The organism is Bradyrhizobium sp. 31Argb (genome assembly GCF_043638955.1).
GTDB lineage: Bacteria > Pseudomonadota > Alphaproteobacteria > Rhizobiales > Xanthobacteraceae > Bradyrhizobium.
In genome coordinates, this window is record NZ_JBEGDB010000250.1 from 1 (window position 1) to 11,844 (window position 11,844).

Consider the following 11,844-nt stretch of genomic DNA (forward strand, 5'->3'; position numbering starts at 1 on the left):
CGCGAAACTACTTCGCCGTCGTCGCCATTGCCGCCACTCTGCTCTGGATAAGGTAACTGTCCACACGGCCTAGGGCTTATCCTGCGCCTCTACAGCAATCCGGCGAGCTTGCCAGGGTACAATCCGGATCTGCGCTTCATCGACCAAATGGGCTTGCTCATGGTCTGGGGCAGCCTATTGCTGTTCATCGATCTGATCGCCCTTGTCATCATTTATGAACGGCTTGGAAAAATGGTGACGAATACCGTCCCCGGGCGGATGTTCATCAGCTTGGCGCTTGTGTTGAGCTTCGATCAGGTCTTCTTCTACCTGGGGCTGCATCTCCTTACAGGCGTACCAGAATCGGCATTGTACGGCGGGTGGATCGCCAAGATCGCCGCGGCTGCCTTCTTCAGCCTCATGATGACCGCATATCTTCGCGTCGTTGAACGGGAGACTCTTCCCGTGCAATCGCGTCGCGCCGCGGATGTGTTCGATCGCCTGACTTACCGGCATCGCTACGAGAAGCTTGCTGAGCGGGTTGGCAAGGATGCGCTGACGGGACTTCAGGATCGCGGGCAGTTCGATGCCAAAGGGGCGGCAATGCTGCAGGCAGCTTCTCAATCGGGCCTGTCGCTTAGTCTCATGATGATCGACATCGATCACTTCAAGTCGATCAACGACAGCCGCGGCCACGTCGTTGGCGATGGCGTGATCCGCAAGGTGGCCGAGACGATTGTCGCCTCAAAGCGTGAGGGTGACGAGCTGTTTCGATATGGCGGGGAAGAGTTCGCATTGCTGTGCCCGCAGACGCCCCCAGGCGCCATGGCGCTGGCAGAACGCATTCGGGCGGCTGTGGCCGACAGCAATCATCCAGAACTGGAGCGGGCGGTGACGGTGAGCATTGGCATCGCCACCTTTCCAACGCATGCCAGGGCTTTTCGGGAGCTGCTCGAAAAGGCGGATGCTGCCCTTTATCGGGCGAAGGCGTCAGGCAGGAACGGAGTTATCGGCGCGGACGCCTAAATGTTTGGTGGCGGCGGCGATATCCAGCCGTGTCGCATCGACCTCGCCCTGCACGAGCAGTGGCTCCGGTCGCAAGAGGTAGAACACGGAAAGCGCGACGACGACAGCTGCGACGACACCGACGATGATGGAAGGAGTGTCGCGCTGCGTGCATTCTCCTCCGGGGTAAGCTCGCCATCTTCGTGCCCCGGCGCGATCGTGGGGTCGACGCCAGGCGCATTCCCAACATGCCGAAATTTCCCGGAGCAGGTGGGGAACTTTTCGCTTGTGTGCACTTTGTACCTTACTGGCCCGTGTCCGCGGGCGGTTGACGTAGATGTTGTGCCCTTCGTTGGTCGGACACCAGACCGGGGTATGAGGCGGGCATCGATACTCCTTTTGAAGACGAAGCGGTCATTCGGAGGATGCTTGTCCAAATGACTTCAATGTTGAAGCTCAGCTCGAAGTTCACTGCATGCGCTGTCGTGCTGGCCTTCGCGATGGTTCTGTCGGTCGCGGCGTATGCCAGAGGTGGCGGTGGCCATGGTGGGGGTGGTGGCCATGGCGGCGGCTTTCACGGCGGTGGCTTTCACGGCGGCGGCTTCCATGGTGGAGGCTTTCGTGGTGGCGGCTCCCACTTCGGCGGAAGAAACTTCGGTGGCGGCCGTGCAATCGCCGCGAGACCTCATTTTGCCCCGCGGATAGGCCGTTCGTTTGCGCGGCCGAGCTTCCATGGCGGCCGTTCGTTCAGCCAGCGATCGTTCGCGCCGCACAACAGAGCCGCGGCGGTCGGCGCCTCCGCGCTTGCGGCGAGGCACGTCAACGTGGCGCGGAACGCCAACGCCGTGCGGCGTTCACTGAACGCGCGCCCCATCAACCGAGCGCTGAACAGCACCGTCGCGTTGCGCGATCCGCGCACCCGCGCGTTCATCACTGCGAGCTTAGCCACGGCGGCGTGGCACGGTGGCAACTGGTCGTGGTGGCGTCACCGCGATGGCGGTTTTGGGTGGGTCGGCCCCTTGTTCTGGCCGTTCGCTTTCTATGACATTTATGACTACACCTTCTGGGGCTATCCCTATGATGATGCGTTCTGGGGCTATGGCTACCCGGACCTCTACGCTGGCATCTTCGGCCTTTACGGCTATGACGACCTGATGGGCTATGCGGGCTACCTGCCGCGCTATGCTGGCCGGCGCGGAGGCAACTTCGACACCTATGCCTATGCGCCGTCGAACGGCCGGACCAACCTCGCGCAAATGTGCGGCGACGATAGCCGCGTGATTGCCGGGCTGCCGATCGAGGCATTCCAGAATGCAATCCAGCCGAACGAGGCACAGCGCGCCGCGCTCGAAGAACTCGCCAACGCTTCGGAAAAGGCGGCTGCAGCCCTCAAGACCTCCTGCCCCACCGACGTTGCGCTCACGGCGCCGGGCCGGCTTGCAGCGATGCAGCAGCGCATCGAAGCGATGATCGTCGCGGTGCAGACGGTGCAAGGGCCGCTCGAGAAGTTCTACGGCCTCCTGAGCGATGAGCAGAAGGCGCAGATCAATGCACTTTCGACGACACGCCAGCGTCCGGGCCGAACCGCGGCGAGAGCCGGCCCGACCGGACCAGCCTGCGATGTGACGCAACCGGCGCTGAGCGAGTGGCCGACCGCCACAATCGATCAATCGGTCAGGCCGACCGACCAGCAGCGCCAATATCTTGACGCGCTTCAGGGCGCCGCTGCCCATGCCGCGGATACGTTGAAGGCATCGTGTCAGATCCGGCCGGAGGACGCGCTGACGCCGCCGGCACGCCTTGCAGCCGTCGCCCGGCGGCTCGACACGATGCTGCAGGCGGTGAAGACCGTGCGCACGGCGATGGATGACTTCTATGGATCGCTGACCGACGAGCAGAAAGCGGCCTTCGATGCGATCGGTCCGCAGCAGGCTGGCGGGCGTCGATACGTCCGCGGGCGTGCGTGATCCGGCGTTCGCCAGCGGCTCACATCTGCCGCTCGACCAGCTTCAGCTTGAGCTCGGCGATCGCTTCCGAGGGGTTGAGGCCCTTGGGGCAGGCCTTGGCGCAGTTCATGATGGTGTGGCAGCGATAGAGGCGGAACGGGTCCTCGAGATTGTCGAGCCGTTCGCCGGTGGCTTCATCGCGGCTGTCGGTGACCCAGCGGGTTGCCTGCAGCAGCGCGGCGGGGCCGAGGAAGCGCTCGCTGTTCCACCAGTAGCTCGGGCACGAGGTCGAGCAGCAGGCACAGAGGATGCACTCATAGAGGCCGTCGAGCTTCTCGCGGTCCTCGTGGCTCTGCTTCCATTCCTTCTGCGGCGTCGGCGTGACCGTCTTCAGCCACGGCTCGATGGACGCGTATTGCGCATAGAAATTGGTGAGATCGGGGACGAGGTCTTTCACCACCGGCTGATGCGGCAGCGGATTGACCTTCACCGCGCCGTCCTTCACGTCATGCATCGACTTGGTGCAGGCGAGCGTGTTCTGGCCGTCGATGTTCATGGCGCATGAGCCGCAGACGCCCTCGCGGCAGGAGCGGCGGAAGGTCAGCGTCGGATCGATGTGGTTCTTGATCCAGATCAGGCCGTCCAAGACCATCGGTCCGCAATCGTTGGTGTCGACATAATAGGTGTCGACGCTCGGATTCTTGCCGTCGTCCGGATTCCAGCGATAGATCTTGAACTCGCGCGTCTCGGTCGCGCCGGCCGGCTTCGGCCAGGTCTTGCCGCCTGAGATCTTCGAGTTCTTCGGAAGCGCGAATTCAACCATGCTTGCAAGCCTTCGCTGTCGTCATCAATACACACGCGCCTTGGGCGGGATGTACTGCACGTCGTTGGTCATCGTGTAATCGTGCACCGGGCGGAACTCGATCGTCGTGTTGCCCTTCTGATCGAGCCAGGCCAGCGTGTGCTTCATCCAGTTCTTGTCGTCACGATCAGGGAAATCCTCGCGGGCATGCGCGCCGCGGCTCTCGGTGCGGTTGGCCGCCGAATCCATGGTGACGACGGCCTGCACGATCAGATTGTCGAATTCCAGCGTCTCGATCAGATCAGAATTCCACACCAGCGAGCGGTCGGAGACCGAGATGTCGCCAATGCCGCCATGCACCTTGTGGATCAGGTTCTTGCCTTCCTGCAGCACTTCGCCGGTGCGGAACACCGCGCAATTGGTCTGCATCACATGCTGCATGCTGTCGCGCAGCTTGGCGGTCGGCGTGCCGCCCGAAGCATTTCGGAAATGGTTGAGCCGGCCCAGCGCCAGGTCGGCGGAATCCTTCGGCAGTTCCGGCTGCTTGCTGTTGGCCGTCAGTTTCTCGGCGCAGCGCAGCGCAGCAGCCCGGCCGAACACCACGAGGTCGATCAGCGAGTTGGAGCCGAGCCGGTTGGCGCCATGCACGGAGACGCAGGCCGCTTCCCCGATCGCCATCAGGCCGGGCACCACCGCATTGTCGTCGCCGTCCCGCTTCGTCAGCACTTCGGCGTGGAAGTTGGTGGGGATGCCGCCCATGTTGTAGTGCACCGTCGGCACGATCGGGATCGGCTCGCGGGTGACGTCGACATTGGCGAAGATGCGCGCCGATTCGGAGATGCCAGGCAGCCGCTCCTGCAGCACCTTCGGATCGAGATGATCGAGGTGCAGGTAGATGTGGTCCTTCTTCTTGCCGACGCCGCGGCCTTCGCGGATCTCGATGGTCATCGCGCGCGAGACCACGTCGCGCGAGGCGAGGTCCTTGGCGGAAGGCGCATAGCGCTCCATGAAGCGCTCGCCCTCGGAGTTGACGAGATAGCCGCCTTCGCCGCGGGCGCCCTCGGTGACGAGGCAGCCGGCGCCGTAGATGCCGGTCGGGTGGAACTGCACGAACTCCATGTCCTGCAGCGGCAGGCCGGCGCGCAGCACCATGCCGCCGCCGTCGCCGGTGCAGGTATGCGCCGAGGTGCAGGAGGCGTAGGCGCGGCCATAGCCGCCGGTGGCGAGGATGGTGGTCTGGGCGCGGAAGCGGTGCAGCGTGCCGTCGTCGAGCTTGATCGCGATCACGCCGCGGCAGACGCCCTGGTCGTCCATGATCAGGTCGATGGCGAAGAACTCGATGAAGAACTCGGCCGCGTGCCGCAGCGACTGGCCGTACATCGTGTGCAGCATCGCGTGGCCGGTGCGGTCGGCGGCGGCGCAGGTGCGCTGCGCCTGGCCCTTGCCGTAGTCGATCGTCATGCCGCCGAACGGACGCTGGTAGATCTTGCCGTCCTCGGTGCGCGAGAACGGCACGCCCCAATGCTCGAGCTCGTAGACCGCCTCCGGCGCGTTACGCACCATGTATTCGATCGCGTCCTGGTCGCCGAGCCAGTCCGACCCCTTGACGGTGTCGTACATGTGCCAGCGCCAGTCGTCCTGATGCATGTTGCCGAGCGAGGCCGAGATGCCGCCCTGTGCCGCGACCGTGTGCGAGCGGGTCGGAAACACCTTGGTGATGCAGGCGGTGCGGAGGCCCGCTTCCGAGCAGCCGACCACCGCGCGCAGGCCGGCGCCGCCGGCGCCAACGACGACGACGTCATAGGTGTGGTCTTCGATCGGATAGGCTTTGCCGTTCGTGGCCGGGCCACTGCCATTGGTGGCCTTGCCGTTACCTTCAGCGGCCATAAGTCATACTCCCGAGGATAATTTAAGGAGCGCGTAGATCGAGGCCAAGGCCACCGCAGCGCAGAAGAAATTGTTGGCCATGATGCTGGCGAGCTTCAGCTTCTCGTTATGCACATAGTCCTCGATCACCACCTGCATGCCGATCTTCATGTGCCAGGTGCTGGCGACGATGAAGAGCAAGAGGATGATCGCGATCGGCAGCGAGCCGAGGATCTGTGCCGCGCCGGCGTGGTTGCGGCCGACCAACGTCAGGATCACGAACAGCACCGGCACGATCAGCAGCGTCATCGCCATCGCGGTGAGGCGCTGGCGCCAGAAATCGGTGGTGCCGGAATGCGAGGCGCCGAGATTGCGGACGCGGCCGAGCGGCGTGCGCATCGAGGAACGAGAGTCGCTCATCGTCCGCCTCCGATCGCGTAAGCGATGATCCAGATCAGCACGGTGAGCACGATGCCGCCGATCAGCGCGGCCCAGGTCAGGGCTTCCCGTTCATTGGCCTTGAAGCCGTAGCCCAGGTCCCAGACGAAGTGCCTGATGCCGCTGAGCAGATGGTGCATCAGCGCCCATGTGTAGCCAAACACGATCAGCTTGCCGATGAAGCTGCCGGTGAAAGCCTGCAGATTGGCGTAGGCGCTGGGGCCCGAAGCCGCCGCGATCAGCCACCAGGCGAGCAGCAGCGTGCCGACATAAAGCGCTATTCCCGTGGCGCGGTGGACGATGGAAAGCGCCATCGTCAGGGTCCAGCGATAGGTCTGTATATGGGGCGAGAGCGGTCGTTCGATCCTGGCGGTCATCAGCGGCTTTGAGTTTGGTGGGACCGCGGCCGGCCCATCGGGGAACGCGGTAGATAAATTCTATTTACGGAGTCGAACCTTACAGCGCAACGGCCAAATGCCTGCAAAACGAACCGGTATTCATTGCTACATCATTGATGAAGCAAGCCGATCAGAGGCTTGGTATACCAGAGCTGCCAATCCAGCCCAAGAAGCGAATTCCGATTCCATTATAAGGGTGCGACCGCATGCGTGCCGAACGGATCGACGGCTCGCCACCGTTCGACGAGATAATCGACAAATGCCCGGGTCTTTGGCGACGCAAGCCGCGATGGCTGAAACACCAGATGCAATGGCGTCGGCGGCGGCTCGTAGTTCGCGAGGATGCGCCGCAAGCTGCCGGCCCTGATATCGGCGTCGACCTGCCATGACGGCACGCGCACAATGCCCGCGCCTTCCTTCGCCGCCGCGGCAAGCGCATCAAGGCTATTCATCCAGAGCCGACCGGATATGCGGATTTTGCGGTCTACCTTCATGCTCTCCGCGAAACGCCACTCGGCGCTGCCGGGCGCATCGGAGAATACGAGACAGTCATGACCAGCGAGGTCGCGCGGCGTCTGCGGCACGCCGCGGCGCGCGAGGTAGGTGGGTGAGGCGCATACGATCATCCTGAGGTCGGCGAATTTGCGCGCGACCAGTTGCGAATCCCGCAAGCGGCCGACCCGGATCGCCAGATGGATGTCTTCCTCGACCATGTCGACGGCGCGATCGACCAGCAGCAGATCGACTGACAGCAACGGATAGCGGCGCAGGAATTCGGCGAGCAGCGGCGCGATCACGAGCCGACCCATCAGGCTGGGACAGCTCACGCGAATCCGGCCCGAGGGCTGGTGACGGTCGCGTGACAACGCGGCTTCGATTTCCTTGACCTCGCCGAGGATCGATTTCGCGCGCTCATAGAAAATCCGGCCATCATCGGTCAGCGCGAGCTGCCGCGTGGTGCGGAGCAGCAGCCTGGTGCCGAAATGCTCCTCCAGCGCGGAGATCTGGCGGCTGACCGAGGTCAGCGAGCTCGGAAGCGACCGTGCCGCCGCCGAGAGGCTGCCCGTCTCCACCGCGCGGACAAAGGTCGCCATGGCCGAAAGCTGGTCCATCCGATCCTTCCGAAACTCGCAAGGCTTCTCACCAAGCAGGCTAGATACTCCCGCCTTCGACAAGGGTCTAGGCTTCGAGAACCCGCCAAACGGAGGAATTTGAGATGGGATGGAGTACCGGCTTCGTATCGCATCCCAGGACGATCCGTCTGATTCACAATCGATCGGCCGACGGCCTGATCGGTCCTGTTGTTTTCTCGGTTACGGGGCTGTTGCTCGATGGGGCCGCGATGCCGGCTCAGGCCGGCGATCGATACCCCTCGGCCTTCGGGTTGGGCCTGATCCTCGTGGCGCCAGCCGTGGCGGCTCTGGCGGCCTTGCGCGTGCAAGGCCGCAGAGACTAAACGCTGACGCAAGGGACATCATGGCTGGCCTCGATCTCACCGAACTCGTTGAACTCGCATTGCTGCTGATCGCGGTTGGCGCCTTGTCCGGCTTTCTCGCCGGCCTGTTCGGCATCGGCGGCGGCGCGATCCTGGTGCCGGTGTTCTATGAATGCTTCCGCCTGGCCGGTGTGCCGGTGGAGGTGCGGATGCCGCTCTGCATTGGCACCTCGCTCGCCGTCATCATCCCGACCTCGATCAGCTCGTTTCGCGCCCATTACCGGCGCGGCGCTGTTGACATGGAGGTGTTGAAGCGCTGGTGGATCCCGATCGTGCTCGGCGTCCTCGCCGGCAGCGTCACCGCGCGGTTTGCGCCGGACCGGCTGTTCAAGATCGTGTTCGTGATGGTGGCGTGGTCGGCGGCCGCGCGCCTGCTATTGGCGCGCGAAGGCTGGAAGTTCGGCGACGAATTGCCCAAGGGTTTCTTGATGCGCGTCTACGGCTTCTTCGTCGGCCTGCTCTCGACCTTGATGGGCATCGGCGGCGGCCTGTTCGCCAATCTCCTGATGACCTTCTACGGCCGCCCGATCCACCAGGCAGTCGCGACCTCCTCGGCGCTGGCGGTGCTGATCTCGATCCCCGGCGCGCTCGGCTATGTCTATGCCGGCTGGCCGGCCGCGGCGCACTTTCCCGATGTCCTGGCGCTGCAGGTGCCGTTCGCGCTCGGCTATGTCTCGCTGATCGGCGCCATCCTGGTGATGCCGACCACGCTGGTCACCGCCCCGCTCGGCGTGAAGGTCGCGCACGCGCTGTCAAAGCGGGCGCTGGAGATGGCGTTCGGTGCCTACCTCTTCATCGTCGGCGGCCGGTTCGTGATCAGTCTCGTGAGCGGGCAGTAGCTGCCGAACTGCGCCTTTAGCGGCGGACGGTCAGTTCGACGGCTTTTTCCTTATCTCACTATGCCGCCACATGCGGAGATCGCCTTCGCTCTCAATGCAGTCGGCTTCAGCCAGTGCGCCGAGCCGCGCTGCGAGGACCTCATCGCTGATCGCCAGTCCCAGTTCCCTACACCGATCGAGCGCCCAGCCAATGATCGCCGCCGTCTTGCGCCACTGAGAATGCAGCACCGAAAAGATGATCCGATCGATATCGGCTTCGGAAATCGAAGAGGGAAGCGAAACCTCTTCCCAGCGAAGTGTGCTGAGGATGTGCGGAGGTTCTTTATCTGGCGGTCTCAGATCCGGGTATTTCTTGTACAGCACGAACAGTAGCTCGTCGTACACAGCATCGCCGGCTGCCCCAAGACCGCTGGCGAACATCCTTCGTGCTTCCTCACCGAGGCTGGAGATCGCTCCCTCTGCTCGCTCGAGCGACTCAACAACGTCAAGCAGATATTCGTGAATCTCTTCCGCTTGCTCTCGGTTCATAAGCTCTGTCCCCCGGAGCGGCTGTGCGCCCCTACTTCTTCGTATAAATATCCTTATACGTATCCCGCAGAATGTTCTTCTGCACCTTGCCCATGGTGTTGCGCGGCAGTTCGTTGACGATGAACACCCGCTTCGGCATCTTGAATTTTGCCAACCGCCCCTCGAGGCCGTTCAGCACTGCGGATTCATCGATCGTGGCGCCGGGCTGGCGCACCAGGACGGCGGTGACGCCTTCGCCGAAATCGGCATGCGGCACGCCGATCACGGCGGATTCGACCACGCCGGGCATGGCGTCGATCTCGGTCTCGATTTCCTTGGGATAGACGTTGAAGCCGCCCGAGATCACCAGGTCCTTGCCGCGGCCGAGGATGTGCACATAGCCCTTGGCGTCGATCTTGCCGAGATCGCCGGTGATGAAGAAGCCGTCGTCGCGGAATTCAGACTTGGTCTTTTCCGGCATCCGCCAATAGCCCTTGAATACGTTCGGGCCCTTGACCTCGATCACGCCGATCTCTTCGCGCGCAAGCACCTTGCCCGTTTCGGGGTCGGCGACGCGCGCGGAGATGCCGGGCAAGGGAAAACCGACTGCGCCGGGCACGCGCTCGCCGTCATAGGGGTTGGAGGTGTTCATGTTGGTCTCGGTCATGCCGTAGCGCTCGAGCACGGCGTGGCCGGTGCGGGCGGACCATTCGCGATGGGTATCGGCGAGCAGCGGCGCCGAACCCGAAACGAACAGCCGCATGTGCCTGGTCGTCTCCTTGTTCAGCGCGGGATTTTGCAGGAGACGCGTATAGAAGGTCGGCACGCCCATCAGCACGGTGGCGCGCGCCATCAGCTTGATGATCAGGTCCGGATCGAACTTCGGCAGGAAGATCATCGCGGCGCGTGCGAACAGCGTCACGTTGCTGGCCACGAACAGGCCGTGGGTATGATAGATCGGCAGCGCGTGGATCAGCACGTCGTCCTTGGTGAAACGCCAGTAGTCGACCAGCGACAGCGAGTTCGAGGCGAGATTGTCGTGGCTCAGCATCGCGCCCTTGGAGCGGCCGGTGGTGCCTGACGTATAGAGGATCGCGGCGAGATCATCATTGCCGCGTTCCACCGTCTTGAACTCCGGGCTCGCTTTGTCGGCCGCGTCCATCAGCGAACCCTTGCCGTCGGCGCCGAGCGTCTCGACCTTGGCGCCGACTTTCGCGGCAATCGCGCCGATGCCTTCAGCCTTGGAGGGGTCGCACACCACCAGCGACGGCTCGGCGTCAGTGATGAAGTAGTCGAGCTCGTTCAGCGTATAGGCGGTGTTGAGCGGCAAATAGATCGCGCCGGCGCGCACGGTCGCGAGATAAAGCACGAGGCCCTGCACCGATTTTTCAGTCTGTGCTGCAACGCGGTCGCCGACCTTGACGCCGCGTGAAACCAGCACGTTCGCCATCCGCCCGGTGCGCGCGATCAGGTCCGCATAGCTGATCTTCGTGCCGTCTAGCTGCTCGATCGCAAGCCTGCCCGGATCGTCGAGACCATCGAACAGGCGGGAAAACAGATTGGCGTTGGCGGCGGTGTTCATGCAACATCCCCTGAAGGGCAACAAGGCTGGGCTGGCTTAGCAAAAACGCCCTTTGGAAAGCAACGGAGACAGTTTGCATGACAAATAATGGGAAACGCGTGGCCTGGGTGACGGGCGGCGGCACCGGCATCGGCGAGTCCGGGGCGGAATTCCTGGCGGCCGACGGCTGGACGGTGGTGGTCTCGGGCCGCCGCAAGGAGGAGTTGGACCGGGTGGTCGCCAACATCACCAAGCAGGGCGGCAAGGCCGAGGCCATCCAACTCGATGTCAGCAACAAGGACGAGGTCAACAAGGCCGCCGAGCAGATCCTCAGCCGCCACGGCCGCATCGACCTCCTGGTCAACAGCGCCGGCATCAACGTGCCGAAGCGGAGCTGGGCCGACATGGAGCTTCAGGGCTGGGACAAGCTCGTCGAGATCAATCTCAACGGCGTGCTCTACTGCATGCATGCGGTGCTGCCGGCGATGCGCAAGCAGCAGGACGGCTGCATCATCAACGTCGCCTCCTGGGCCGGTCGCCACGTCTCGAAGATGCCGGGGCCGGCCTACACCACGACCAAGCATGCGGTGCTGGCGCTGACCCATTCCTTCAACATGGATGAATGCGCCAACGGCCTGCGCGCCTGCTGCCTGTCGCCTGGCGAGGTCGCCACGCCGATCCTGAAACTGCGTCCGGTCGTGCCGAGCGAAGCCGAGCAGGCCAGGATGCTGCAGCCCGAGGATGTCGGCCGCACCATCGCCTTCGTCGCCAGCATGCCTCCGCGCGTCTGCGTCAACGAGATCCTGATCAGCCCGACCCACAACCGCGGCTTCATCCAGACCCCCGCAAGCAGGGATTAGGCGCTGGTCCCCTCTAGCCCGGATGGAGCGCAGCGTAATCCGGGAAAAGTGCATGAACTGCACCCCTTATCGTGAGACAGGATAATCAGGGACAGGAGCCCGCCGCTTGAGGCGGCAGGGCGGGTTGATGGGTTACGGCCAGGTTGCG

At 63.5% G+C, this 11,844-nt stretch carries 12 protein-coding genes; 5 read left to right on the forward strand and 7 right to left on the reverse strand.

The annotated features are described in order from the left end of the window. Nucleotides 1-78: 78 nt before the first annotated feature. Together AAFX91_RS32545 and AAFX91_RS32550 are read left to right on the forward strand one after the other, a co-directional pair. Nucleotides 79-1,005: a GGDEF domain-containing protein gene (locus tag AAFX91_RS32545; RefSeq protein ID WP_394569313.1), complete on the forward strand. Its 927-nt coding sequence runs from the start codon at nt 79-81 to the stop codon at nt 1,003-1,005. 416 nt (nt 1,006-1,421) lie between these two features. Then, a complete protein-coding gene (locus tag AAFX91_RS32550; RefSeq protein WP_394569307.1) occupies nt 1,422-2,951 on the forward strand; it encodes a Spy/CpxP family protein refolding chaperone in 1,530 nt (509 codons plus the stop codon). Between the two features lie 19 nt (nt 2,952-2,970). On the opposite strand, the gene AAFX91_RS32555 is transcribed toward AAFX91_RS32550, so the two are convergent. From AAFX91_RS32555 to AAFX91_RS32575, 5 genes are all read right to left on the reverse strand, one after another. Next, a complete protein-coding gene (locus AAFX91_RS32555) occupies nt 2,971-3,753 on the reverse strand; it encodes a succinate dehydrogenase iron-sulfur subunit (RefSeq protein WP_130581521.1) in 783 nt (260 codons plus the stop codon). Nucleotides 3,754-3,777: 24 nt separating this feature from the next. Further along, entirely contained in the window at nt 3,778-5,619 is a 1,842-nt protein-coding gene (gene sdhA, locus AAFX91_RS32560) for a succinate dehydrogenase flavoprotein subunit (RefSeq protein ID WP_394569308.1), read from the reverse strand. A 3-nt stretch (nt 5,620-5,622) separates the two neighbouring features. After that, on the reverse strand, nt 5,623-5,997 hold the full coding sequence (gene sdhD / locus AAFX91_RS32565; protein WP_130581531.1) for a succinate dehydrogenase, hydrophobic membrane anchor protein: 375 nt from the start codon (nt 5,995-5,997) through the stop codon (nt 5,623-5,625). A 17-nt stretch (nt 5,998-6,014) separates the two neighbouring features. Further along, entirely contained in the window at nt 6,015-6,413 is a 399-nt protein-coding gene (gene sdhC, locus AAFX91_RS32570; RefSeq protein ID WP_130581523.1) for a succinate dehydrogenase, cytochrome b556 subunit, read from the reverse strand. A 209-nt stretch (nt 6,414-6,622) separates the two neighbouring features. Next, on the reverse strand, nt 6,623-7,546 hold the full coding sequence (locus tag AAFX91_RS32575) for a LysR family transcriptional regulator (protein WP_394569309.1): 924 nt from the start codon (nt 7,544-7,546) through the stop codon (nt 6,623-6,625). Nucleotides 7,547-7,650: 104 nt separating this feature from the next. Here AAFX91_RS32575 and AAFX91_RS32580 point away from each other — a divergent pair, with 104 nt between their 5' ends. Together AAFX91_RS32580 and AAFX91_RS32585 are read left to right on the forward strand one after the other, a co-directional pair. Next, nucleotides 7,651-7,890 (forward strand): hypothetical protein, encoded by a 240-nt coding sequence (locus AAFX91_RS32580; protein WP_394569315.1) that lies wholly within the window; start codon nt 7,651-7,653, stop codon nt 7,888-7,890. 17 nt (nt 7,891-7,907) lie between these two features. Further along, nucleotides 7,908-8,768 carry a sulfite exporter TauE/SafE family protein gene (locus tag AAFX91_RS32585; RefSeq protein ID WP_394569314.1) on the forward strand — a complete coding sequence of 287 codons (861 nt, stop codon included), beginning with the start codon at nt 7,908-7,910 and terminating at the stop codon, nt 8,766-8,768. 30 nt (nt 8,769-8,798) lie between these two features. Here the strand turns inward: AAFX91_RS32585 and AAFX91_RS32590 are convergent, their stop codons facing one another. Then, the gene (locus AAFX91_RS32590) at nt 8,799-9,296 is read right to left on the reverse strand and encodes a DUF3658 domain-containing protein (protein ID WP_394569310.1); all 498 of its coding nucleotides are present in this window, start codon (nt 9,294-9,296) and stop codon (nt 8,799-8,801) included. A gap of 31 nt (nt 9,297-9,327) precedes the next feature. Further along, nucleotides 9,328-10,857, reverse strand: coding sequence for a malonyl-CoA synthase (locus AAFX91_RS32595; protein WP_394569311.1), 1,530 nt, complete (start codon nt 10,855-10,857; stop codon nt 9,328-9,330). Nucleotides 10,858-10,934: 77 nt separating this feature from the next. Here AAFX91_RS32595 and AAFX91_RS32600 point away from each other — a divergent pair, with 77 nt between their 5' ends. Next, nucleotides 10,935-11,696 carry an SDR family oxidoreductase gene (locus AAFX91_RS32600; RefSeq protein ID WP_394569312.1) on the forward strand — a complete coding sequence of 254 codons (762 nt, stop codon included), beginning with the start codon at nt 10,935-10,937 and terminating at the stop codon, nt 11,694-11,696. The last annotated feature ends 148 nt before the right edge of the window (nt 11,697-11,844 follow it).

Coding starts and splice junctions, on each gene's coding strand:
- AAFX91_RS32550 (WP_394569307.1), top strand. CDS start 1,422: ATGACTTCAATGTTGAAGCTCAGCTCGAAGTTCACTGCATGCGCTGTC.
- AAFX91_RS32555 (WP_130581521.1), bottom strand. CDS start 3,753: ATGGTTGAATTCGCGCTTCCGAAGAACTCGAAGATCTCAGGCGGCAAG.
- sdhA (WP_394569308.1), bottom strand. CDS start 5,619: ATGGCCGCTGAAGGTAACGGCAAGGCCACCAATGGCAGTGGCCCGGCC.
- sdhD (WP_130581531.1), bottom strand. CDS start 5,997: ATGCGCACGCCGCTCGGCCGCGTCCGCAATCTCGGCGCCTCGCATTCC.
- sdhC (WP_130581523.1), bottom strand. CDS start 6,413: ATGACCGCCAGGATCGAACGACCGCTCTCGCCCCATATACAGACCTAT.
- AAFX91_RS32575 (WP_394569309.1), bottom strand. CDS start 7,546: ATGGACCAGCTTTCGGCCATGGCGACCTTTGTCCGCGCGGTGGAGACG.
- AAFX91_RS32580 (WP_394569315.1), top strand. CDS start 7,651: ATGGGATGGAGTACCGGCTTCGTATCGCATCCCAGGACGATCCGTCTG.
- AAFX91_RS32590 (WP_394569310.1), bottom strand. CDS start 9,296: ATGAACCGAGAGCAAGCGGAAGAGATTCACGAATATCTGCTTGACGTT.
- AAFX91_RS32595 (WP_394569311.1), bottom strand. CDS start 10,857: ATGAACACCGCCGCCAACGCCAATCTGTTTTCCCGCCTGTTCGATGGT.
- AAFX91_RS32600 (WP_394569312.1), top strand. CDS start 10,935: ATGACAAATAATGGGAAACGCGTGGCCTGGGTGACGGGCGGCGGCACC.